Below are 24343 nucleotides of genomic sequence, written 5' to 3'. Positions count from 1 at the left end.
TGGAGACGGTGTTGTAGACGGAAAAAGGACGGTTATTAGATGTTTTGCAGCGGATGTAGAGCGCTATTTTGCGTTCAAAACGGGGAGAGCCTACTATATCAGGCTTTTAACAAAAAACACCCGCCAGATGACGGGTATTTTGCTTCATTTATATAGAATTCAAATCTAGAGTTCAACATGTATACAATTCCGAACAAGATTTATTGCGCCTCAGTCTCATCATGCCCCACCGACGCCTGACTCAAAAATAAACCTGAATACAAATACGAGATCAGCGCAAACACTGGAATAAACCATAACATCATCGGCGAATCCACTACTGCTGGTAGTGGCAGAATCTGAATAATGAGCCATGTAAACGGCAGCGCTACAATATTAAATAGAAGAAACTGCAATGGCACCTGTCGTACTAACGTCCGCAAGCCCCGATTTAGCGGGGCAAGAATCACAAGTGTATACACCAATAATGGAATAAAGAAAAACAAAAACAGCAGCAGATGCTCCTGCAATCGATCTGGTAGCGCCAGCACCGTCTGTTGCAGAGCAAAGCTCAAATACAGTGCGCCCAGCAGACTAACGAATAGCGCTGCGATTGTACTATCAAATAGCCATGCCCGGTGGCTATACGTTGTAGACCGGAACCGCTTCACCATCATGGCAGCGGCAGGTAATTCGCTTTTCACTGAACCGATACCCCTATCTATCATAAATTTACATTGTATACATGTATGTAAGATCATCCATATTTTTACCATAAAATAACATAAAATCAGAATATATGCTATGTTTTCCGCTAAAATAATATGGAATTGTATTTATCCGTCCTTTGCCTTACTTGTACATAACCTGTATACATAGCTTGCGAATCAATATAAACAAAAAGACTGCCCCATCCTGGGACAGCCTGTATACTTCGGCAAACCTCTAATTGCTCATCTTCTTCCACTACATCCAAGCAATGGAATGACATTATAAATTCCAAACTTCTACGGAGCGCCTTGTCTACATCACCTTGCATCTAACCTTAGACAGGCAGTCGCATCATACCGCTATCCGCCAGCGCCAGTGCCAGCTTGTAAAAGGCACGGCTGCGAATTTTGACGTAAGTATCTTTGCTAATCGGCGGATCGAACAGATGACTGTATACTTTATAATCGAACACATCATCCTGCTTGAGATAACGTTCCCGAATGAGCAATTGCTCACGTTCGCTCAACCGATCGACAATTGCTTCGACACGCTCGCAATATGCACGACGTGCAGCCGGTGTATCTACATTATAAATGGCAGCCCCAGCCGTCGGATCACCAGTCACGTTAGTCGGTCCGTGCATTCTTGCTTCATAAGAAGCAGTCATAGAAGTTTCGCGAATTTCAAACGTAATCGTTTTGTAGATCCGATATTTTTCAAATACCGCTTCGACGGCATTACGAGTTTGGCGACGATCCAATTGCGGCAGGGAAATCATAGGGTTCATTGTACAACACTCCTTTAGTATAATAATGAAGAATTCAAGCTCAATCTATTCCATCCATATTCACTCTATGCAATCTTTGCCTTTTGGCAATGATGATATAAATATAACCAAATATCCATCGTTTCAACACGATAAAATTCCATTTTTTTGTTAATGTTCGTATTTTGTTCGCATTTCGTATATTTAAGATAACACGAAAGTATAGTGATCGTAAACTGCCAAAATAGTTGCTTTTTACGGGTAAATCTTCATTTATCTACTTCTTGCTCCTGCATTTGTGCCTTTTGGCAAAGAGTGGATTCCCATTGTTTACCTAATGGCAATAATGGGTTATAGTAACATGGTAAGACAACATGTGATACGTATTCGCAAACCGGCAATATGCATCGGTAGATTGCCTTTCTTTTTATCGTGTCTGGAGAAAGGGTGTTATGTCCGTGGATAATCCTTCATTTGGAAGTTATTTAAAGCAAATACGCGAACAAAAAAGTTGGAGCATCAATCAGCTTGCCGATATTGCTGGGATTAGCACCTCACAAATCTCGCGCATCGAAAATGGCAAGCGCGGTGTACCTAAGCCGCAAACGATTGAAAAGCTATCGCAGGCGCTACATGTGCCTTATGCGGAAATGATGGATCATGCCGGTTATCTGCATCCGGAGGAGACTGCGCAGATTCCGGAATGGGCAAGCTCCAGAGACAAACGTGATTTTAAGAAAATGCTGGAGGAAGATGGTGAATTGATGTTTGATGGCGTTCCGCTGGATGATGAAGACAAGCAGCGGATCAAGGATGTATTAACCGGACTATTCTGGGAAGCGAAGCATATGAACAAACGCAAACCTGTTGCAGGTGATGACAGGCGCCAATCGTAAGCCGGTTTTGTACACGCACGCCATCGCGCCCGGTTGCCCTATTCTTAGGGAGACAACGGCGCTCCAAACCAAACGCTTATATCGAGGTGAATCATACCGATGGATGATATCGCAGCCAGGCTGGTGCATCAATACCAAACCAATTGCCCTTTTGACATTGCTGAAGCGCTCGGCATACATATTCGTTACATGGATCTTGGCAAATCAACCAAAGGTCTGTACTATACCAAACTAAGACGGCGCTTTATCGTCATCAATCACGGGCTGTCTCCGCAGTGGCAGCGGTTTGTCTGCGCTCATGAACTCGGTCACGACCGTTTACACAAAGGACTCAGCCGCTTTTTCTTGGAAGAGCATTCGTATTTCTGGCCAGGGAAAATGGAGCGTCAGGCAAACTCTTTTGCCATTACCCTATTAACGACCGGACGCGAGCAGCGTGACGACGAGACATTGGAAGCATTCGCCATGCGTACTGGCATTCCTCGTGAAATGCTATATTTTTTTGATCCGTAATCGAACATACGTTCCATTATGTAACTACAAAGCCCTGCCGTTTCTGTTCTGTCATTCTGTTCTATCAAACAAGAATGATACAGTCACGGCAGGGCTTGTTTTACTTTTATTTTTGTTTTTATATTTCACTTGCTACTATTCTATTCAACATAGCCAATCTTGTCTCACCGATGCTGTCCCTACTAGTGCAACTCTTATCTGTTGTCTGTTATCAGGTATCTGTCATTTATGATCTATTACATGATATCCAGTATCCACCAGTATGCAGTATCCGTTATCTAGTATCTGATATCCGGTATCGCAAAATTCAACCGCCAGTCAGCTTCGGCAAAAACACCAGTCCAGCGATAATGATCGTTAGCAAAATACATACATTTTCCACTGCCGAGCCTTTCCGTGTCCCTGTGCTCATCAGATTGAAGCGAAGTCGCCATTTTAGCGGTGGTAGCAGCTTCACGCCGCGGTTGGTTAACGAGTCTGCCAGCAGATGCAAGAAATACGAGACTCCACCAGCAATCCAGATACTATTGCCGGTATGTGCCGTTGTCCCATAGAGCAGCGCTGTCCATGCTGCCGTGCCATAAATCGTGTGCGTTAATCCGCGATGTGGCAAAAAGGTACAAATGATCAGCAGACTGCCGCCCATATAATTCCAAGGCGCAATCTCATGCCCGTACAATATAATGCCCACACCAATCAGAAACATCACAAATTTGCGCAGCGAACGTAATGGCAAAAAGGCTACGAATACGACCGCCACGGCAATGCCGATATCCCAAGGCATGCCTAGCAACCCTTTCCACAAAATCCATACTACTGCACCAAGCATAATCGTCTGCAAAATCCGCAAAATCGGCTCCGACAGTGTCTTGGACACCAAGAGTGAATTAGGCTCATCAATATCGGGTAATAAGGAACTAACAGCGGCAGCTACTACAGCAGCAGAAGTAACAGGAACACCAACCATCGTCATGATCGACACGGTCAGCCCTGTACTAATAATAAAATGGGATTTGCCCATCATGATGAATACAACTTCCTTTCAAAAACACTTGCTGTTACGACAGCTGCGCTCGCAAGATGATGTGTGTAAATTTAATGTTTCAATATTTTAAACTTAGTGTTAAATTTTGGATATAAGTACGTATCACTTACTCATCTGTAGTATGGTTAAGATACACCACGATGATATTCAGCATGTCTGATCTACTACTGCCCGGTATATCGTTTCGGGCGATAAGGAGCGTCTTTATCATGAAGCAACTGCGGAAAGGGCATTGGATAGCCTCAGGCGGCATACTCGCCACTATTCTGCTGGCTGGTTGCAGCTCTATAAGCACAGCCAACAATCTCCAACTTACACTTTCTCATCCGCTTGGCGGACAGCAACAATCTGATCAGCAACCAGTTCCAATATCCCGTTATCATCAGGCAACACCTGTATATAACGAACAATACCCGCTTCCACCCGAGCAATTGCCTGACAGCATCATGCAAGGTAACTACGAGACTGTCTACTCTCAGACATCTGACCATTTCAAACGCCAAGTTAGCTGGAATGCCTTTCTCGATACATTACAATCGTTCACTAGTGATCCAGACAGCTATATTCTGTCTTCCAGTGTGCGCGAACAAGGGAAGCTACGCCAAATCTGGTGTAATGCGCGGCATAACAAAGGGATTGAGATTGTCTTTGCCGAGCATCACCCGGGTTACCCGGATCATACCATTCTTGCAATGCAGGTTGGCGCTTTGACGTCATCCGGCAGTGTCGCCAGAGCTGTACATTGATGAGATCCTCATTATATGTGCAGCTTTTCTCTTTACATCAGCAGGGGGACAATCTGCGATGAAGCGTACACTTCGGAAATATTCTATAGACATGTTTGCATAATTTACTCATGTTCGCTCCGACATTTCAGAATCTATCTGAATCTGTTCCGTCATGCGCGACCATGACAGACACGTCGCCAAATGGCAACAATACCATTGCCATCTGGATGCTTCGTCCATTATAGCACATATGTTCGCCATATGGAAATAAACAAGCCGATAGCATGCACAAATGCGCACATTATCGGCTTTTCATTCTATCCTATATTTCGTTTTCCTTTGTCAATCAGGCATTCTGCTCGGTGACTGGTTGATTCAGCTCGTTCAATCTTTCCAAAATACGACGTTTGCGATACAGCATCCGTCCAGCCTCTGCCACACTATCAAGCGAATTCTTGTTCACAAATGATCCGAACAAAATTCCGGCAATCGGCACAGCCTGAAACAGCTTGCGCCAGCCAAAGTTATCCCGATAAGAATTGACTACTTCACGCCATCCTTGAATTTGCGAAAATACTTGTTTACCCGTATCCGCCTTCTCAAAATCAGCAAGCTCCTGCAATACTGCCTTCTTTCCGACTACATCTGAAGAAGCAAATTGCAGACATTTCAGAATAAACAAACGTTCCTGCGGATCATCTGGATAATACCCATAGCACAGAGCAATTTCTTGCAGCACCTTCAGCGAAATGCCGATCATCGCCGGAATATCCGCCGCAATGGTAAAAATACCACCGATACCGGAAGCGGCTCCTTCGAGCGCTGCCAGATTTGAGCGACTGCGAGACAGGTCCAGCGCCGCTTTGTCCATAATTTCTAGCGGCAACTGAGCAACATCCTTTGGCTTTAATACTGCATCCTTTTGCCCGCTAAGTGTTGCCAGCTTTTGCATAATGCCTTTGGGAGAGATCAGATAGGCGCCGCCATTTTGAATAAAGCGTCCGATCTCATTCAGAGCAACTCCTAATTTTTCGCGAATAAATTTGGGTGTCAGTCGATCCAGTAGCGCAAATGGAATGCGACCGATTTTGTCCAAAATCGATGTGCCGCGCTGTTCCTTCTCCCATTTGTTGACCTGCTCCAGTTCGTGTTCCAGTTGTTTACGAGTTTCCTGTATCTCCATCGTCTGATCCCTCCAGCTCTGTCTATGTACCAAGTGTTGAATCCGTATTGCCCTACTGTCTATTATACCGAAGCGCCTGTGTTAAAACATCTTGGTGTCATCTTGTGCCGCAACTTGTCGTCCTATTCATCGAAATGAAAAAGCCGCAGCACCATAAAGGTGTGCGACTGTACTTCATAACCTGTATATCAATCATTTACCGAATGAGCACGCTTATTCGGAGTACGTTGTACCTTTACAGCATCGGTGCTGTCGGTTTTGGTGCAGCTTCATTGACAAGCTCTTGCTCGCGTACAGGTGCGTATGTGATACGGTCGATCACCAGACCGTTGCCGACTGGCTCGCCATTTACAGTAATCATTACTTTTTTGAAGTTAGGATCAAAGTTTGTTTCATGCATGTGCGTTTCACTCCTAGTGTATTGAAAAATACGTTATTGTTGGTTTACTACTTATATATGCAAAGCCTGTGCTTTGCTTATCGTTTATCCTGAGGATCAGGAGGTTTAATAGATATCATGGCTGCAAAAAAGAGACAGGTGGGGCACATCATTTATACCCTGTCTATCTACAAGCTAAACATTCAGCAGAAAGTTGCTAGCTATCAGTGTCAGCTATTACGTGCATAAGGATCAGATGACTGGATTCGCCAGCAGCCAGTGTCAGATCTCATGACATAAAAGAGACGTGCATGGAAGATTTAGCATACTTTACTCTACATTTTGAATAATGTCAATATATATTATCGACATGTATAATGAAAATATGAGAGATTCAGCATCGTTTTATGATTATTTTCGTATATACTAACGTTACTTCTGCCTAGCAAAGGAGGGCATTCATCTTTTATGAAATGGAAATCCCTGATTTGGTCCGCCGGTTTGAGCATTACGCTCCTATGTTCCAGTCTACTTCTACCTGCACAAGCCGCGCAAGCCAGTAGCTGGTGGGAAGGTATTCAAAGTTTTACCGAACTTCCGCAGGAAGTGAATGAACTCAAGCAAAATTACGATCAAGCCAAAAACCAGCTGGATCAGGCTCAGCAAAATATACAAACGTATCGCGATGAGAATGTACGTCTAGCGGAGCAAAACGAATTACTGTCCCAGACGATCAAGCAGCTGCAACAGGCAGAAGCCGAACGTGCAGCCAGCGCTCGTTTCTGGAAAATCCTACTCTTTTCCGCCATCGGTCTAGTGCTGCTCTGGTTCATCTTCACCCGGCTCGTTCGCTTCGGACTACGCCGCCGTTAAGCATACGGCGGCTATTTGCCGTGAATAATGGTTGGTTCCCTACCGCCCGTGGTATTCTTGTCTTACTATACTTATGAATGATTATTCAGATGATGATCATGAATGTATTTCTACCTTTTCTTATACTGGATACAAAGGAGGGCATCCCCTTGCAACTGGAATGGCAGCAATCCTCAATACTTCCGCATGGCGGACAGGCGGTGATCGTCAATCTGGCGGACGCCGAGAAACTTCATCTGCTGCATCCGAGTCAAATTATTGCCTATGAAGGTCCTTCAGCTGGACGTAATGACCGGCTGATGGATGTGAAAGGCATGTACCGTAAGCGCAATCTGATCCGTGCCGACTTTACCGGTCCTTGCCGATTTGTCACTTCATTGCCGCCCGGATTCAGTTTGATTCCTATTCAGATTGATGCTGGTAGCGATCTGCTGTATGATTTTCGCCATTTGTTCTATTATACGTCCGGCATCACTATGCAAACGCGACTGCTCAAGCTGAAAAACATCCTCATTACTCGTGACGTTATCAAAGTGAAGTTTGGCGGCGAAGGTGAAATCGGTCTGCTGACTCGTGGTGCGGTGATCGATATGAAGCTGCATCCGACGCAGCCCATCTATGTCGATGCGCGCAGCCTGCTTGCTTATCCAGAAAATGCCACGCTCAAGCTGAGCGTATACGGCAACCATCTCGCGAGTCAGCATATGCACTATCAGTGGGCAATGACAGGGAACGGCTCTGTTCTGATCCAGACTGGACACGATAACGGCGAGCTTGCCGAGCATCTGGAGGATAACAGCCTGTTCAAACGCATCCTGCGCGAAGTAATTCCGTTTGGCGGTATTTTTATAAAGTAATATGTTAATACATCAGCATTCATCCTTAACGCACACAAAAGAGCACAACCGATAACAGTCTACACTGCATCCGGTTGTGCTTTTTGGCATCTGTATGAAATGGAACGCTCATGACATGAAACGCTGTATTTCTCGTTCCATCCCCTCATGCTCATCTACAGATAAGGATCATAGTTTCCAAACATTAAATTTCGGTTCTACGATCTTGTTTAATGTTTTGAATTGCTGTGGGTCGATATAGGCAATGAGCAAGTGCTGCCCAAGTGTCATATACACAAATTCACGCTCATCCCCACGTTGGCGATTCAGCTTAATGATCCGGTCAAAAAATGACTTGTCTACCCATTCGCTGTAATACTGAATATCCCATTCCATCCGTTCCCCATGATGCAAGAAGCTGAACATAACATTGCTATGCTCATGATCCAAACAACTGCGAATATGGGTCATATTCAGTTCGCCGCCCGTCATGGCAACGAGGCGTTCCGCAAGCTGCGTATACAGATCCGTACTTTCGACTTCTTGCAAGTCTACATACCAGATCTGGTCGGTCGGATATGTGCAATCCAGATCAAGCTCGTCTTGGCACACTTTCTCCCCTAGTGAAATCAACAGATTGGTATACGGTCGTTCCTCATACCAGGACATCGAATTGCCATGAATCACTTGCTCCATACTTATATCATCTTTGAGCTGGATTGCAGCTTCCTGCAATTTGCTCCATTGATCGGCTAACGGAATCGTTTTATTGCGAAAAAAACTGATCATTATTAATCTCCTCTCTGGACAATCCATCAGATTGGCATTGTTTAACGTCCCTTTTTGTCGCGCATGAACTATTCTTTTACACGTATGATTGTTCAAATATCCTGCTATTTATGCGTACAGTGTTGTTGTATCCTTCATTTGCAAATACAAATGTCCAATTCCCCATACTGACCCGGTATGAATCAAACGATGTACAAAAAACTGCACAGTTTTAATATTGCTGTCCCCAACTGCACCTGATTTTCACACCGTTTCTTATTCCACGCTACTTTCGGATTTACGTATCATCCGGGTATTACTAAATATAACAGGCATACATACCAAAAATCCTGAGTCTAAAGACACCGTGCTTAAAATAATGATGATATTTGTCATATTATCACTACACACACATGCAAACGCTAGTCTTATATACCCATCTTGAGCAAAGCTGAACAGGCAAAAAATGTGTAATATAGCAATTTTGCGTCATCTCATGATAAGTATATAGCTCAGAATCTAAGTTTTTTGCAGATATCTCTTTTTTTCGTTATTTTCATAGAAACAAAACTTTAGGCGCATGTCTTTTGGATTGTATTTTTTATGTATCTATCTTTTGTCGAATCATTGCTGTCTGAATAGTATCTACATCTATATGGTAGCTTAACGGCAACCAATTACTTTAACATCTCTACTTAGAAATGATAAAGGATTGCCGTTTTGCATCACCATGTCATCTTAGCGATAATCTTTTGGCTTGTCCTCACCAGGATATACCGACCAGATCGCTTCAATAATTCGGTCAAATTCATCATCATTTTCCTCGATGATCTGCTCTACTGCTTCAATCTCTTCTTCTTTACCAGGTTCGTTCAAAAAGTGCAGACTGTAATCCCAGTCATGACCACGCTTGGAAAAGAGGGTCAATTCATACGGCTCCGCATGCCCTTCTACTTCCAGCTCCACACGACCCAAGTATCCTTTATCTGGCTCCTCTAGCTTTTCCAGTTGCTTATGACGAATATGAATAGTCAGCATCGAATGTCCGCCTTTCCATAATGTAAATTTTCGGTGTCAGTCACATTCTCCTATGACAGTATAGCGTAAATGGGTAGGCTGTGGCTATGGTTGGTAGATGTAGCATTTTATCAATATAGATATGCTAACCTTTTGTTTTCGTTTCCTGTGACTACCGTTTTCGAGAATCTTCATATAATAATGCTACATCCATTGGCTTGCCTCAAAAAATAAAGCCAAATCATCAGACAGACTATACAATCTGTAACTGATGATTTGACTTGATAGAATCTTACAATATATTCAAAACGATCACATGCCTAACGCTTTTTCCACATCATCCATCTTCATTTCATCCGCAATCGGTCCGGTACTGATCCAGTGACGGGCATCGACGGTAAACAGATGGTTTTGTTTGATTGCAGGCAATGATTGCCAGAGTGGTGAGGCGCTGAGTTCTTTGAATTGCTGTTGATCCTGCTGACGGTCAGCGGCCGTTCCGCCGGCGCTACCTGTTGTGACAAATACGTAGTCGGCGTTCAGATCGGGCAATGTTTCCAGTGATACGGTGACATTTTGTTTGGTCGGGTTTTGCTTTTGCAATTGAAGGATGGTATCCAGCGGTGTAAAACCCAGATTGTTATACAGCATGCCGCCATAACCGGGCAGCTCCGTTCCTTGGCTATCGGTATAACCCGGCAGGTATAAACGGATTTCTTTGGCGGTGGTGCGCAGGAACGCAACGGTTTTGCCTTCGCCAGCAGCCTTGGTAACAGCTTCTTTGGTTGCAGCCACCTTTTCATCATGCTGCTTCAGCACGGTTTGTGCCTGCTGCTCCAACCCTAATACGTTGCCCAGTTCGACGATGGATTGCTTCCAATTTTCGCGGTCATATACAATCGTCGGAGCAATCTGGCTCAATTGCTCATATGTCGTCTGGTCAATCGCAGCACTTGCGACGATCAGGTCGGGCGTTGCGTTGATAAAAGCTTCCAGATTGGACGTACCGCCATTCATATTCAGGATCGGTACGTGAAGCTGATCCAACTGATCCGCCAGATAGTAATCTTCACCTGCGGATACTGCTGCTACGAGCGGTGCATGTAGCGATAACAGCATATCCTCCAAATTATACGAAGCAATGCGCTCTGGATGCGCCGGAATAGCAGTTGTACCAAACGCGTGCTGTACCTGTATCGTCTCAGCTGGTGTACCTCCATTGTTCGACTGCGCGCTACTTGATGTTGATCCTTCGGACTGTGTGCTGCATCCAACTAGAAGCAATCCAAACGCTAACATGACTAGCGTCATTCCTTTGAGATAAGCAGATTGGCGAATACGATTTGTTACATTCATTATGTACCTCCTCTAAATGATAAATATTCTCATTTATATCATACCATAGAATTTATTCCTTATTTTCGCGTTTCAAAATAACAGTCCAAAATCTCGATACATCGAAGCAAAATCTCCTTTCCTCGGCACGTAAATATGCTATACTGGTAAAGCGGTTTTTGAGCCGCATCCTGAACAGAAGAAAATCCGTCGTCGCACCATACAGCACTTCGTCAGTCCTATATTGTACTGGTCGTTGTTCGCTACGGTACTACGCGGGAGAGGTTCGCGAACTCCCTCTATAAAAAACTAAAACCCACCTGAAATTGATATGTCTGTTGCGACAATACCTATTTTCAATGGTAGACAGTCGTAATTTTTGCGGCACATCGTCAGGTTTGTTTTTGCATTGTCCAAATGCCTATAGACCAAGTTCATGGATCTCTCGCTTCCCGAAGGACAACAGAGACGACATTTGAAATGAATGGTTCGTTGCTTATCTGATTATCCCTTTAAGGAAATGGAGAGATTTTGTTATGCTTAAAAATGAAAAAGCAGTTGTCGTATTTAGTGGTGGTCAGGATAGCACCACTTGCCTGTTCTGGGCAAAACAAACATTTGCCGAGGTGGAAGTTGTTACGTTTAACTATGGACAACGCCACAGTGCAGAGATTGAAGTCGCCCAGCAAATCGCTGCCGAGCAAGGTGTGGAGCATACGATTTTGGATATGAGTCTGCTCAACCAGCTGGCACCGAATGCGCTGACTCGCTCAGATATCGAGATTACACATGAAGAAGGCGAGCTGCCAAGTACGTTTGTAGATGGACGCAATCTGCTGTTTTTGAGCTTTGCTTCTATTCTTGCCAAACAAAAAGACGCACGTCATATTATTACTGGCGTCTGCGAAACGGACTTTAGCGGATACCCGGACTGTCGCGATATTTTCGTCAAATCGCTCAACGTGACGCTCAATCTGTCGATGGATCACCAATTCGTGATTCATACGCCACTGATGTGGCTGGACAAAGCAGAAACGTGGAAAATGGCAGACGATCTAGGCGCTTTCCAATATATCCGCGAGAAAACGCTGACCTGCTACAATGGCATTATCGGCGACGGCTGCGGCGAATGCCCGGCGTGCAAACTGCGTAAAGCTGGTCTGGATCAATACATGCAGGAACGCGCAACCGTCTCCTCCGGCAATCGCATCATGATGGAGCTGGACGATTCTGAAGTCACTCCTTCACAAGGAGGACAATCATCATGAGTCAACCCGGACCGTTTCGTATTGTCGAGCAGCTACAGCAGTTTGGCACAGACATTACGCACGAACAGCTCCGTTACCATCGCAAAAGGGTACTAGTGAACAAAGAATTCACATTCGATGCAGCGCACCATTTGCATGCGTATGAAGGCAAATGTATGAATCTGCACGGGCATACGTATAAAGTAATCTTCGGCATTAGCGGCATGCCAAGCGAGAATGGGATCGTCGTCGATTTTGGCGATATCAAAACCATTTGGAAGGAACAAATCGAACCGTATCTGGATCACCGCTATTTGAATGAAACATTGCCGCCAATGAATACGACCGCCGAGAATATGGTCGTCTGGCTGTTTGAACAAATGGAGCAAGCGCTACAAAGCGAGCCATATCGCAGTCAAGTAGAAGGCGGACGGACGGAATTCGTACAGCTGTATGAGACACCGACCAGCTATGCCGAAGCAAGACGGGAGTGGATGTTCTCATGAGTAAAGTTTGGGAAGATACTCGTCCAGCAACAGAACAGGCGACAGCTTCCATGTCCAATACAACAGAAAACAAACTGCCTGATTCTGGCTCATCGCATGCCAAACATAGCGAAATGAACACGCTCCATACTGACAATAGTCACGCTACGCCATCTGATAATCGCTCAAATATGTCATCTGCTCGTAATGCATCCCCTAAAGCCGCTGCTACGATTCCGGTACTGGAAATTTTCGGACCAACCGTACAGGGCGAAGGCATGGTCATCGGGCAAAAAACGATGTTCGTGCGTACCGCTGGTTGCGATTATCGTTGCAGCTGGTGTGATTCGGCGTTTACGTGGGATGGCAGTGCCAAAGACCAGATTCGTAAACTGAGTGCACAGGATGTATGGGATGAATTGAAAGCCGTTGGCGGCGACCGCTTCAGCCATGTGACCATTTCCGGTGGGAATCCAGCATTGCTAGGTTCCATCGGCGAGCTTGTTACTCTGTTGCGTCAGCACAATATCCGTACCGCTGTGGAAACCCAAGGCTCGCGTTGGCAGGATTGGTTGCTGAATATTAACGACGTGACTATTTCGCCAAAGCCACCAAGTTCTGGTATGACGACGGATTTTGATGTGCTGGATGATATTGTTGGTCGTCTGCGCCGGAATCCGGTAGATCAGATGATGCAGCAAATTATGTTTGCAGATGAGGATGGCGATGAGTTGCCAGCTGTAGAGCAGGCAGTCAGCTTGAAAGTTGTGATTTTCGACGAAGCCGATCTGGATTATGCGCAGCAAGTGCATCAGCGCTATCCGTCTCTTCCTTTTTACATGCAAACCGGCAATCCTGATGTGGTGAGTGCGGACGACGATATCGCCTCCTCCCTGCTGCATCGTTACGAATGGCTGATTGATCAGGCGATGGAGCGTCCCGCGTTCAATGATGCACGCATCTTGCCGCAGCTGCACACGCTCGTCTGGGGTAACAAGCGCGGCGTGTAACGATATATTATGGACAATGCGATGGTGGGGCATGGGATATGCTGGAGGATAATGTAGCATCCAGCCACTGCCATCGCTATGCGGTATCTATATAACGACACTATTTTATTTACAAAAAGGAGCTTTGCACACTATGGCAGGCAGACAGGAAAACGAAATGCAAGACCTGACGTTGCTCGGCAATCAGGGCACGAAATATACATTTGAGTACGATCCAAGTATTTTGGAGAGCTTTGACAACAAGCATCCGTATCGCGATTATTTTGTAAAATTCAACTGCCCGGAGTTTACGAGTCTGTGTCCGATTACGGGTCAACCGGATTTTGCGACTATTTATATCAGCTATATTCCAGATGAGAAAATGGTAGAAAGTAAATCGCTCAAGCTGTATCTGTTCAGCTTCCGCAATCATGGCGATTTCCACGAGGATTGCATGAACATCATCCTCAACGATCTAGTGAAGCTGATGGATCCGCGTTATATCGAAGTATGGGGCAAATTCACCCCGCGCGGTGGTATCTCGATTGATCCGTACACCAACTACGGCAAGCCTGGCACGAAGTATGAGCAAATGGCAGAACATCGCATGATGAACCACGACATGTACCCGGAGACGATCGACAACCGCTAAACCGTAACACGTTTGCGTTTGCGTTTGCGTTTGCGTTTGCGTTTGCGTTTGCGTTTGCGTTTGCGTTTGCGTTTGAAGTATGTTCCTCTATGGCGAGGACGTAAACAGATATATATACGATATAGTTACTATTTGAATAGAATAGATTATGACGCTTAAATAAGCGCCTGTTTGATGAAGTATCGTACACAAGATGTTTTTGTTACTTTGCTGATTCCGACAGGCGCTTTTCTATGTATTCGTTTTTCTTATGTGACCTATGAAAAAATTCCGTATTATTGGATAGAAATACTTCATCTTATGATCGCCCGCATTCATACATATCTATAGGCGACTCACAGATGAACACCGACATACTCCTTGCTGCATACTTTGTTCATTCTGAATAGGTAGCATATTTGTTTGGCTCGTTCTATTTTGAATGTATATATTGTGCGAAATATCATGTATCTATAAAGTGCAATTTTATTATATTTAAGAAGAAATATATTATATACAAGCCTTATTTTGTGCTACGCTTTAATACGTAATATATTTGCACCTTTTCATCATTTTTTGAAAAGAATATATGAATCTTACAGATAGAAATTTATAATATTTGCCCCTCCTAACCTTTGATCAATATTAAATTCAGAATAAAAAACTGGAAATTGTAAAATGAATATCTACTCTTGTATATCGCTTTTTAATGTATTACATACTACTCCACTTGTATAAACCTCCTATAAATCTCTCAAAAAAAGCCATTTACATTCAAATTCGTTCATTTTTCCTCATGTAAGCGTGAACTATCTCCTATCTTTGTTCTATGTTATCTATCTTGGACTCCTTCTCTTTTTGTTATCACTTCCAGTTAATAATTCAAATTTTAACTATTGATTTTACTTTTTATGGGAATAGAATAGATATGTACTCTTTTCCATATTTACATGTACATTCAGAAAAAGAGAAACCTATTTCATTGTGTATTCAGACCCTGCTGTTCTTTTGCATATGACCAGCAAGAAACTACAAAATCAAAGGAGATGGAGAGCTTGAGTACAAAAACAGCAACATCCGAACAAACCCATGTAGAGGAAATGAAATTGCAGCAATCGGAGGCACCTGCCGCTTCGGTATCTGCCCCTGCCCGGCCGCAACAGAATCAATCGGTTGCCGCGGATCAGTTGCAGATGCCGGATGAGCATCAGACGGATGCCGCTTCTGCGAATCCGACTATTACTCGCCGCAATACAGGAGCGGATATGGTCGTAGATGCGCTGATTGCACAAGATGTACAGTACATTTTTGGGATTCCGGGTGCGAAGATTGATCCGGTATTTGACGTGCTGCAAGAACGCGGGCCACAGCTGATCGTATGTCGTCATGAGCAGAATGCTGCTTTTATGGCTGCTGCTATCGGACGATTGACTGGCAAACCGGGCGTATGTCTCGTAACTTCGGGGCCGGGCGCATCCAATCTGGTCACTGGGCTAGTTACTGCCAATTCCGAAAGTGATCCAGTTGTTGCTCTTGCCGGTGCAGTTCCACGCACTGCCAGCTTGAAACGTACACACCAATCGATGGATAATGCCGGGCTGTTCGCACCGGTAACTAAATATAGTGTCGAAGTCGGTCATCCCGACAATGTGGTCGAAGCGATCACCAATGCCTTCCGCGAAGCTTCTTCTTCGCAGCCCGGAGCGGCATTTGTCAGTTTACCAACCGACGTATTGCTGAGTGAAGCACAGCCATTTGAACTGGCACCACTGCGTATGCCGCAACTCGGTACAGCGCCAGCCGCCTTTATCGACGAAGTGGCAGAACAGATTCGTCATGCCAAACTCCCCGTACTGCTGCTTGGTATGAAAGCAAGTACACCGGAAGTGACAGCAGCGGTACGCCAACTACTTCGCCACACCGATCTACCAGTAGTAGAAACGTTCCAAGCAGCGGGTGCAATCTCCCGTGATCTGGTCGATCATTTCTACGGACGAGTCGGTCTATTCAGTAATCAGCCGGGCGATCTGCTGCTGCAACAAGCCGATCTCGTACTAACCATTGGATACGATCCGATTGAATATGATCCGTATTTGTGGAATAAAGGCGGCGGGCGCCTCGTCTATCATCTGGATAACCGCAAAGCCGATATCGATATGGACTACCAACCACAGCTAGAGCTTATCGGCAATATTGCGCTCAATGTGGAAGCTCTCACGCCCAAACTGGAAAGTCTGAAGCTATCCACCGAAGCAAAAGATATATTGTCTCCGCTGCAAAACAAACTGAATCAGGATGATATCTCTTACACTTCGTCGGATAACAACCGCGTGCATCCGTTGTTCTTTATCCAGACGCTGCGCAAGCTGATCGGTGACGATGTAACAGTGACCTGCGACGTTGGCTCTCACTACATCTGGATGGCGCGTTACTTCCGTTCGTATGAACCGCGCCGCCTGCTGTTCAGTAACGGGATGCAAACGCTTGGCGTAGCACTGCCGTGGGCAATTTCCGCAGGACTGGTGAATCCGCATGAGAAGGTCGTTTCCATTTCCGGGGATGGCGGCTTCCTATTCTCTTCGATGGAGCTGGAAACGGCTGTCCGTCTGCAAACGCCAATGGTGCATATTGTGTGGAATGACGGCACTTATGATATGGTTGCGTTCCAACAGGAAATGAAATACGGACGTACATCCGGTGTGCATTTTGGCGATGTGGATATTGTCAAATACGCTGAAAGCTTTGGCGCTAAAGGGATGCGTGTCTACTCCCCGGGCGAATTGGAAACGGTACTGCGTGAAGCATTGCAGCAACAAGGTCCGGTCGTGATTGATGTACCGATCGACTACAAAGACAATATCAAACTGGGTCAAAAACTACTGCCGGGAACGACCAACTGATAAGCAAACGAAACGGATAATTGATATAAAAAGGAGATCATCATAATGAGCAATCATGTCGTCTATCAGGCTTCCACCATGGTCGCGCTACTCAGCGGACTATATGACGGAGCGATCACATTTGAGGAATTGCAAACATATGGAGACTTTGGCATCGGAACTTTTCATCAGCTGGACGGGGAAATGATCGCATTTGACGGCTCGTACTATCATCTCTATCCAAATGGTACAGCTCGTAAAGTCGAGTTGCAGGAATCGACGCCATTTTCGACAGTGACGTATTTTGAACCGGAGCAGTCGTTTGAATTGAACGGAACATTTACTCGTCATCAGCTGGAAGAAGTGCTGAACGATCGCCTATCCAGTCCGAATATTTTCCATGCGATTCGGATCGAAGGCACATTCCGTGAGGTGAATACACGAACGGTAACGCATCAGACCAAGCCGTACAAACCATTTGTAGAAGTAACCAAATCGCAATCGTCCTTCCATTTTGACCGGGTAAATGGTGTGATTGCTGGTTTCTGGACACCAGCATTTGCGCAAGGCATTGGCGTAGCCGGGTATCATCTGCATTTTATTAACGACGAGCGCAATGGTGGTGGTCATGTGCTGGACTTTGTAGTCGAGAAATGCAAAATCTCCATTTGCAGTAGTGAGCATTTCAATCTACTACTACCAAGCGACGACAACTATCTGAAAGCCGATCTGGCAACGCCGGATCTGGAACAGGCGATTCTGACTGCGGAAGGTGCAGGAGCTGGCGCCTGAGTATACATGGGTGGATGGATTGCATGTTGCGATCGTGCTGAATCTGAATCGTTGGCATTCTGCTGGATTGTTGTAGTCTGGCTGACCGATTGGGATATGGCGATACAGGTACGACAACATAAACAAATGCAGGGATAGAGAGAGAAAATAGGAATAATATTAGTGCAGGCTCCTTTCTAATGTGGAAGGGAGTCTTTTTTATGGAGTGATTGTTCGTACGAAGTCGTGCAAGTCCTCATTACAAGAGATTGGTCGCAAGTATAGGGTTGGTTCTTCGGTTGGTTCTTCGGTTGGTTCTTCGGTTGGTTCTTCGGTTGGTTCTTCGGTTGGTTCTTCGGTTGGTTCTTCACAGTTTGGACGAAAATGACCATTTGAGTACAGTTTGTCTGTTTGCCGTCCACTACATTGTTGGACAGTTTACAATAAAGAGATAACACTAATGCTAATGAGGATAATCTACAATATCACGTAATTACATAATGCAGTGACAGCAAGAGCGATCGTGCAGAAAGTTATTCATTTCATATTAAGGAGGTTTGGTTATGCAAGCACAGGATAACCAGTTCTACTATGCGGAAAGTCGGTTGGTGCCGCGTTCCACATTAAAATCATATCTTCATCATTATCAAACTCATATTCAACCGCAGCGGCAACAGCAGGTACAGCAAGGTTTGATTCGTAGTCATGAGCTATACACACTACGTATTACCGCTGAAAAAGAAGGCGATTTCCCGACTTGGAATGTACTGGAGCTGATCGGAGTAGAGTATGCAGAACAAGCACAGGCGTTGCAGCAGCATACTTCTACTTCTACTTCTACTTCTACTTCTACTTCTACTTCTACTTCTACTTCTACTTCTACTTCTACTTCTACTTCTACTTCTACTTCTACTTCTACTTCTACTTCTACTTCTACTTCTACTTCTACTTCTACTTCTACTTCTACTTCTACTTCTACTTCTGCCTCAATGGATGCTTTGGTTACGGTCGTTCGTCAAGAGCTGTTGGTTAGTACGCCTGCTTCGCACTTTCCGTATCCGCCAGAACATGTACATAAACGCAAGCTCAAGCCCTTTTTCGCGGTGGAGTATGTAGATGTGCAGCAACCGTATTTGGATGAGTTTCGCGATATTATGATTACGAATAATGGACCTGCTATGAACTATATTTTGGAGCATAAGCGCTGGTGTTATTGTATGATTGCACTAGAAACGGTGAACGTCTATATGCAGCATCCAGATGCGCCGAACTGGAACCAGATTCATGTGATTGGATTGTACCCGGAAGCGATGTTGAAGTATAAGAACGATTTTGGCGAGGGATTGAAACCAGCTGGAATCTCGTTTACGGATAATTTCCATCGATTGGAGCAAATCCGTACGATGCGATACAAAGCGTTGGGGAAACGGTACAATGGATTGAAGCATATGTAACATTGAAATTAGGTGATCAACATGATTGCATGTTGCGATCATACTGAGTCTGAATCATTAGCATGCCACATCAATACAAAGACGGAACGATACCAAAGTACAAAGGAGCCTATATATGAAGCTTGGAAAAAGAGTGCTTACATGTGGTTTGGTGTTGAGTGTGATTGCCAACATCATAAGAATCAAAACCAACTTTGTATGGGGCAATTCGCTGCTATGGGTTGCTATTTTTGTTGGACTGCTTGGTCTGGTTATTATGCTGATCAACAAAGCAAAGTCCCAAACAACCAGCTAAAGGTTATGTGGGACTTTGCTTTTTTTGCAATACTTACATTATGAATCATTACTTTTGGTTGTACTGAAGCGATGTTGCAGAATACGTACTTTGGACGACTTGGTGTTCATCTTGATCATGCGGACGATATTCTTGCGTGTCCTTCGGTTGCGAAGCAGGAATGGAAATAAGCTGTCCTTGCGGTTGACCAATCATTCCGTGCTGTACATTGTATACGATGGTTCCACGGCTAATCGTCTGTTCCACCCGGCAGTTTAGCTTGCGTCCAACATACGGGCTGTGCTTGTGACGATAGTACAGATGCTCAGCTTCAATCGTATATCCCTGCTGTAAATTGACCAGTACTAGATCGGCATGTGCACCTTCAGCAATTACGCCTTTGTAGGGAAGAAGTCCAAAGCGCTGTGCTGGTTGTAGCGATAACAGCCGAGTCAATAACGGCAATGGTACATTGCGACGCAAATGCCCTTCGTCCAGCATTAACTCCAACGAATGTTGTGCTCCAGAGATACCGCCCCATGCGTCAAACATATGAGCGGCATTGCTTTTCAGCTCAGTCGGGCAAGGCGAATGATCCGAAGTGATCATATCGATCTGCTCTTGCGCGATACATTGCCATAGCTGCTCCTGCTCTGACTCATTGCGTAGCGGCGGTGCGCATTTGGCAGTGGCGCCGATATGTTCCAGTGCCTGATCGGTCATTGCTAAATAATGCGGACAGGTTTCCAGTGTGACATCCATGCCCTCGCCTTTTGCCTGTGTAATGATCTGTACAGCTTCCGCACTGCTAATATGCACAAAATGTAGACGGCATCCCGTTTGCCTTGCATAGCTCAATGCCTGCTCCACCGCAGCGATTTCAGCGGCGATCGGACGAGAGGACGTATAATCAGCAGGTGTTGTTTGACCAGCTGCCAGACGTTCTGCCGTCAGCGCCGATACGGTTGGTTCATGCTCGGCATGCAGTGCGAGTATACGTCCGGTACGTGCAATGATGCGCATACCCTCCAACAACGTCACATCGTCTACATTGCGGAACGCTTCTTCGTCCGGGTCGCCGGGTGCAGACATGAATGCCTTGAACCCGCATACTCCGGCGTCACTCAATGCTTCCAAATGCTCCAGCTTCCCCGGCACCAATCCACCCCAGCACGCATAGTCAATATACGTGCGGTTCTGAGCGGCAGCGACTTTTTGCTGTAAAGCGGCGGTCGTTACGGTTGGTGGAATGCCATTAAGCGGCATATCCATATACATCGTGCAGCCACCGGCGGCAAGCGCCGACGAACCGGTAACGAAGCCTTCCCAATCGCCTAGCCCCGGTTCGTTCAGATGCACATGCGCATCGATCATGCCTGCCATCACATGCAGACCGGTTGCATCTACGACAGTATGTTGAGCAGAAGCATCGATTTCATCCAATGAGCCGATCTGTACGATACAGCCGTCGCGAATACCGATATCGCAGTGTTCCACCCGGTCGGGAAAGACGACGGTTCCGCCTCGAATGATCATATCCAGCTTGTCCATACAAGCTACACTCCCTTCTGCAAAATGAATATCACGATTGCTATGTCTGTATTGTGGCTGAATAATTGTCTCTTGCGCAGTTGTTTACACTCTATCGTGCATCGTGCAGTATTGAGATGCGTTGCAGGGTAATACGATAGGGTACGACTTACTTGATCTGTGCTTTGATCAATTTCGAATCGACTTGCTCCAGCAAACTCAGGTCATGATACGATGCTGGATCAGGAATGGACGTAATATTTCCAACTGACAACAGATAGTTGCCAACCGCTGCTCCATTACTACCATTTACATACGAATCATCCACTTCCATCGAGTACACATTGCGATCCATAATTTGCTTCAGCTCGTCTTCGGTCAGATGCAGCTCTGGTGCGAGGATTTTGATGGCATCTTCGCGGTGATCGTTAATGTACGTAGTCGCTTTTTCCAATGCACGCAGAATTGCTTTGATCGTATTCGGATTTTCCTGCAAATAGTCGTCTGTCACTTGCATCGTCGTATGCACACTCATCCAGTTCACATCGCCTTTTTTGTCAGGCAATTCGCTCTTCGTACCGCTGAACAGGAATTTACCACCGCCTTGAATCGCTTTGGTGATAAATGGCTCCCATGCTGCCATCGCATCAATTGAACCATTTTGCAGGGCTGCTACGGCATCACTTGGTGCCAGATTCACGAATTTGATCTTGCTCACATCGACACCCAGCTCTTTGCCCATATTGTCGATGGCGATCTTCACATCTGCTCCGTTCGGAATCCCAATCGTTTTGCCTTCCAGATCTTTGGCAGAATTCAATTGCAGATTGGCAGAACCGACTACCGCTTGTGTACCCGCAATTTGAGCTAACGGTGCAACAACTTTGACGCCAATATTATTCGATTTCAAAATAATATCCATAAAGTTCGTCTGCACACTGACTGGTGCACTACCACCGGAGATCATTGGTCCAATGTCTGGTCCGCTCTCGATCAGCTTGCTCTCCACATTCAAGCCTTCTTCTTTAAAATAGCCCAGTTTATCGGCAATGATCTGCTGCGAGGAGATCTGTGCATCCCGTACCCCTACCAATGTGACATCCGTTTGTTCCAATCCACTATTCGCTGAAGCCGAGCTGTTGGCTGCGCTCATATCACTACTTGCACCTCCGCTTGAACACGCTGTTGCCAGCAAAGCCGCCATCGTTACGCCGGAAATCATTTTCAACCAGTTTGTTTTCATTCTGTTTCCCCCTCCAATAATGGTCATAACCTGTATATTTGGATACCCTCGATGTATGGTGCCATGCCGGTATGGTATAGTTCCCTTGATTGTGCAGTCAGTGCAAACTTAGCGTTTGGCGGATTTTACCACTCTGGCTTTCTCCACAGCTTGTCCCATGCCGCCTTTGCGCCAGCTGAGTACTTTACGTTCCAGCAATTTGAGCAGAATGGAGAAGATACTGTATTCAATCCCGATCAGGATGATAGCGACAAACATATTCGTTACTTTAAAATAGTTGCGCGCATCGACAATCATGTAGCCTAGCCCAGAATCGGCACCCATCATTTCGGATACGATCAGTGCGGAAAAGGACAACCCCAGACTGATCTGTGCGCCAATGAGCAGATTCGGTACAGCGGATGGAATCATCACGCGGGTAAATACGTTGCGCTCTGATGCACCCAGACTGAGTGCAGAGCGGATCAATGTAGACGGAACGGACTTGAAGCCCTCCACCGTGTTCACTAGCACAGGTACAAAGGTCGTCCAAGCAATCAGCATAATTTTCGGAAATTCACCAATGCCGAACCAGATAATGAACAGCGGCAGCAAAGCGAGCGACGGAATCGGACTGATCAATGTCAAAATCGGTGAAATCCAGCGTTCCAGCGTAGCAAACTTGCTGATCAACACTGCTAGAATGACCGCCGCCACTGCACCAAGCGCGAATCCAGCAAAGATACGAATGGAGCTGGCAATCAGACTATCGACGATGATACCGGTTTTGGCCAGCGCCCAGCCATCGTGCAGCAGCAGCGACGGTGCAGGCAGGAACAGCGGATTGAACAGCTTGATCTCCATATTAAGGCGCGAGAATGTTTCCCAGATGACGAAGAATAATATGTATGGGAGTGCGCTTTTCCATACGCTGAGATCCAATGACATTTTCTTGGCGACTGGTGGTGATACGGGAACTGGTTGGGATGTCTTGCCGCCTTTGCCCAGTGTTGTCGGAACTTCGTTCATAACAATACCTCCTCTTCATCTTCCATCAGCAGCCGTTCAATCTTGCCCATCATCTCGCCAAAGCCCGGTGTCTCAAACGTACGCGGATGCTGCATATTCACTTCAAAAATCTCGGCAATCGCTCCATGCTTCATCACGACGATGCGATCTGCCAGATAGACTGCTTCGCTAATGCTGTGCGTGACGAACAGGATCGTCGTTTTGAGCTTTTCATAGATTCTGCGCAGTTCTCGCTGCATCAGATCACGAGTGAGAATATCAAGTGCGCCAAACGGCTCGTCCATTAGCAATACATCTGGATGACTAGCAAGCGCTCTGGCAATGCCGACACGCTGCTTCATACCGCCCGACAGATCTGCTGGATAATGATGCGCATACGCGTCCAGACCGACCATTTTCAAAAAGTCCATCGCTATGTCACGTGCCTGCGGCTTTGGTGTTCCTTGCACTTCTGGTCCGAACGCTACATTTTCCAGTACGGTGTACCAAGGAAATAGCGCGTGATCTTGAAATACCATGCCACGCTCTCTTGCAGGTCCTTCGATGACTTTGCCGTTCATTTTCAGACTGCCTTCGTCAGGGAACATATAGCCCGCTACCATATTGAGCAATGTCGATTTGCCGCAGCCGCTATGACCGAGAATACAAATAAATTCATTGTCGTTCACCGTCAGATTAATATCTTCCAAAATCGTCCGCTCACCAAACTTCTTCTGCACATGCTCCACGATCAGTTTCATACAACCACCTCTTTCATCAAATTAAACACAGTGACGATGGGCACTCTTATCAAACATCGATAT

26 protein-coding genes and 1 riboswitch are annotated in these 24343 nt (G+C 45.7%); of the genes, 14 read left to right on the top strand and 12 right to left on the bottom strand.

Features of this window, described 5'->3' with window-relative positions; genetic code table 11:
- Positions 1-200 precede the first annotated feature (200 nt).
- Positions 201-683, bottom strand: coding sequence for a hypothetical protein (locus ACDE64_RS05570; protein ID WP_411349280.1), 483 nt, complete (start codon positions 681-683; stop codon positions 201-203).
- 341 nt (positions 684-1024) lie between these two features.
- Complete coding sequence (locus ACDE64_RS05565) at positions 1025-1477, bottom strand: ArpU family phage packaging/lysis transcriptional regulator (protein ID WP_411349279.1); 453 nt, start codon at positions 1475-1477, stop codon at positions 1025-1027.
- 437 nt (positions 1478-1914) lie between these two features.
- Here ACDE64_RS05565 and ACDE64_RS05560 point away from each other — a divergent pair, with 437 nt between their 5' ends.
- Together ACDE64_RS05560 and ACDE64_RS05555 are read left to right on the top strand one after the other, a co-directional pair.
- On the top strand, positions 1915-2352 hold the full coding sequence (locus tag ACDE64_RS05560; protein WP_411346712.1) for a helix-turn-helix domain-containing protein: 438 nt from the start codon (positions 1915-1917) through the stop codon (positions 2350-2352).
- A gap of 99 nt (positions 2353-2451) precedes the next feature.
- Positions 2452-2865, top strand: coding sequence for an ImmA/IrrE family metallo-endopeptidase (locus tag ACDE64_RS05555; protein WP_411349278.1), 414 nt, complete (start codon positions 2452-2454; stop codon positions 2863-2865).
- A gap of 307 nt (positions 2866-3172) precedes the next feature.
- On the opposite strand, the gene ACDE64_RS05550 is transcribed toward ACDE64_RS05555, so the two are convergent.
- A complete protein-coding gene (locus ACDE64_RS05550) occupies positions 3173-3889 on the bottom strand; it encodes a metal-dependent hydrolase (protein ID WP_411345498.1) in 717 nt (238 codons plus the stop codon).
- A gap of 230 nt (positions 3890-4119) precedes the next feature.
- Here ACDE64_RS05550 and ACDE64_RS05545 point away from each other — a divergent pair, with 230 nt between their 5' ends.
- A complete protein-coding gene (locus ACDE64_RS05545) occupies positions 4120-4656 on the top strand; it encodes a hypothetical protein (protein WP_411349277.1) in 537 nt (178 codons plus the stop codon).
- Positions 4657-4984: 328 nt separating this feature from the next.
- Here the strand turns inward: ACDE64_RS05545 and ACDE64_RS05540 are convergent, their stop codons facing one another.
- Both ACDE64_RS05540 and ACDE64_RS05535 read right to left on the bottom strand, forming a co-directional pair.
- Positions 4985-5821: an EcsC family protein gene (locus ACDE64_RS05540; protein WP_411349276.1), complete on the bottom strand. Its 837-nt coding sequence runs from the start codon at positions 5819-5821 to the stop codon at positions 4985-4987.
- 235 nt (positions 5822-6056) lie between these two features.
- Positions 6057-6221, bottom strand: a complete 165-nt coding sequence (locus ACDE64_RS05535; RefSeq protein WP_411345495.1) for a hypothetical protein — start codon at positions 6219-6221, stop codon at positions 6057-6059.
- A gap of 447 nt (positions 6222-6668) precedes the next feature.
- Between ACDE64_RS05535 and ACDE64_RS05530 the strand changes: the two genes are divergently transcribed.
- Positions 6669-7073: a hypothetical protein gene (locus ACDE64_RS05530; RefSeq protein ID WP_411349275.1), complete on the top strand. Its 405-nt coding sequence runs from the start codon at positions 6669-6671 to the stop codon at positions 7071-7073.
- Between the two features lie 149 nt (positions 7074-7222).
- Positions 7223-7930 (top strand): AIM24 family protein, encoded by a 708-nt coding sequence (locus tag ACDE64_RS05525; protein WP_411349274.1) that lies wholly within the window; start codon positions 7223-7225, stop codon positions 7928-7930.
- Between the two features lie 168 nt (positions 7931-8098).
- Here ACDE64_RS05525 and ACDE64_RS05520 read toward each other — a convergent pair whose 3' ends face one another.
- The 3 genes from ACDE64_RS05520 to ACDE64_RS05510 form a co-directional block, all read right to left on the bottom strand.
- Positions 8099-8698, bottom strand: a complete 600-nt coding sequence (locus tag ACDE64_RS05520) for a hypothetical protein (protein WP_411349272.1) — start codon at positions 8696-8698, stop codon at positions 8099-8101.
- Positions 8699-9415: 717 nt separating this feature from the next.
- The gene (locus tag ACDE64_RS05515) at positions 9416-9715 is read right to left on the bottom strand and encodes a hypothetical protein (RefSeq protein ID WP_411345490.1); all 300 of its coding nucleotides are present in this window, start codon (positions 9713-9715) and stop codon (positions 9416-9418) included.
- A 291-nt stretch (positions 9716-10006) separates the two neighbouring features.
- The gene (locus ACDE64_RS05510) at positions 10007-11050 is read right to left on the bottom strand and encodes an ABC transporter substrate-binding protein (RefSeq protein ID WP_411349271.1); all 1044 of its coding nucleotides are present in this window, start codon (positions 11048-11050) and stop codon (positions 10007-10009) included.
- A gap of 254 nt (positions 11051-11304) precedes the next feature.
- Positions 11305-11348: riboswitch (PreQ1 riboswitch) on the top strand.
- A gap of 217 nt (positions 11349-11565) precedes the next feature.
- On the opposite strand from ACDE64_RS05510, the gene queC reads away from it, so the two are divergent.
- The 9 genes from queC (at position 11566) to ACDE64_RS05465 (ending at position 19780) form a co-directional block, all read left to right on the top strand.
- Positions 11566-12297 (top strand): 7-cyano-7-deazaguanine synthase QueC, encoded by a 732-nt coding sequence (gene queC, locus ACDE64_RS05505; protein ID WP_411349270.1) that lies wholly within the window; start codon positions 11566-11568, stop codon positions 12295-12297.
- Positions 12294-12782 carry a 6-carboxytetrahydropterin synthase QueD gene (queD, locus tag ACDE64_RS05500; RefSeq protein ID WP_411349269.1) on the top strand — a complete coding sequence of 163 codons (489 nt, stop codon included), beginning with the start codon at positions 12294-12296 and terminating at the stop codon, positions 12780-12782. Before queC ends, queD begins: the two co-directional genes overlap by 4 nt.
- Before the next feature lie 170 nt (positions 12783-12952).
- On the top strand, positions 12953-13771 hold the full coding sequence (queE, locus tag ACDE64_RS05495) for a 7-carboxy-7-deazaguanine synthase QueE (protein WP_411350238.1): 819 nt from the start codon (positions 12953-12955) through the stop codon (positions 13769-13771).
- A 133-nt stretch (positions 13772-13904) separates the two neighbouring features.
- Entirely contained in the window at positions 13905-14402 is a 498-nt protein-coding gene (queF, locus tag ACDE64_RS05490) for a preQ(1) synthase (RefSeq protein WP_367054385.1), read from the top strand.
- A 1244-nt stretch (positions 14403-15646) separates the two neighbouring features.
- Positions 15647-17281: an acetolactate synthase AlsS gene (alsS, locus tag ACDE64_RS05485; protein WP_411346710.1), complete on the top strand. Its 1635-nt coding sequence runs from the start codon at positions 15647-15649 to the stop codon at positions 17279-17281.
- A 45-nt stretch (positions 17282-17326) separates the two neighbouring features.
- Complete coding sequence (gene budA, locus ACDE64_RS05480) at positions 17327-18052, top strand: acetolactate decarboxylase (RefSeq protein ID WP_411349268.1); 726 nt, start codon at positions 17327-17329, stop codon at positions 18050-18052.
- Between the two features lie 205 nt (positions 18053-18257).
- Positions 18258-18419, top strand: a complete 162-nt coding sequence (locus ACDE64_RS05475) for a hypothetical protein (RefSeq protein ID WP_411349266.1) — start codon at positions 18258-18260, stop codon at positions 18417-18419.
- A 175-nt stretch (positions 18420-18594) separates the two neighbouring features.
- Positions 18595-19485: a hypothetical protein gene (locus ACDE64_RS05470; RefSeq protein WP_411349265.1), complete on the top strand. Its 891-nt coding sequence runs from the start codon at positions 18595-18597 to the stop codon at positions 19483-19485.
- A 115-nt stretch (positions 19486-19600) separates the two neighbouring features.
- The gene (locus ACDE64_RS05465) at positions 19601-19780 is read left to right on the top strand and encodes a hypothetical protein (protein WP_411349264.1); all 180 of its coding nucleotides are present in this window, start codon (positions 19601-19603) and stop codon (positions 19778-19780) included.
- Between the two features lie 48 nt (positions 19781-19828).
- On the opposite strand, the gene allB is transcribed toward ACDE64_RS05465, so the two are convergent.
- From allB to ACDE64_RS05445, 4 genes are all read right to left on the bottom strand, one after another.
- The gene (allB, locus tag ACDE64_RS05460) at positions 19829-21310 is read right to left on the bottom strand and encodes an allantoinase AllB (protein WP_411349262.1); all 1482 of its coding nucleotides are present in this window, start codon (positions 21308-21310) and stop codon (positions 19829-19831) included.
- A gap of 148 nt (positions 21311-21458) precedes the next feature.
- The gene (locus tag ACDE64_RS05455) at positions 21459-22532 is read right to left on the bottom strand and encodes an ABC transporter substrate-binding protein (protein ID WP_411349261.1); all 1074 of its coding nucleotides are present in this window, start codon (positions 22530-22532) and stop codon (positions 21459-21461) included.
- A 108-nt stretch (positions 22533-22640) separates the two neighbouring features.
- A complete protein-coding gene (locus ACDE64_RS05450; RefSeq protein WP_411350237.1) occupies positions 22641-23459 on the bottom strand; it encodes an ABC transporter permease in 819 nt (272 codons plus the stop codon).
- A 77-nt stretch (positions 23460-23536) separates the two neighbouring features.
- Complete coding sequence (locus ACDE64_RS05445; protein WP_411345481.1) at positions 23537-24280, bottom strand: ABC transporter ATP-binding protein; 744 nt, start codon at positions 24278-24280, stop codon at positions 23537-23539.
- Positions 24281-24343: the final 63 nt, after the last annotated feature.

Source organism: Paenibacillus sp. WLX2291, from assembly GCF_046603665.1.
GTDB lineage: Bacteria > Bacillota > Bacilli > Paenibacillales > Paenibacillaceae > Saccharibacillus.
This window is presented reverse-complemented; position numbering and strand designations above follow the sequence as displayed.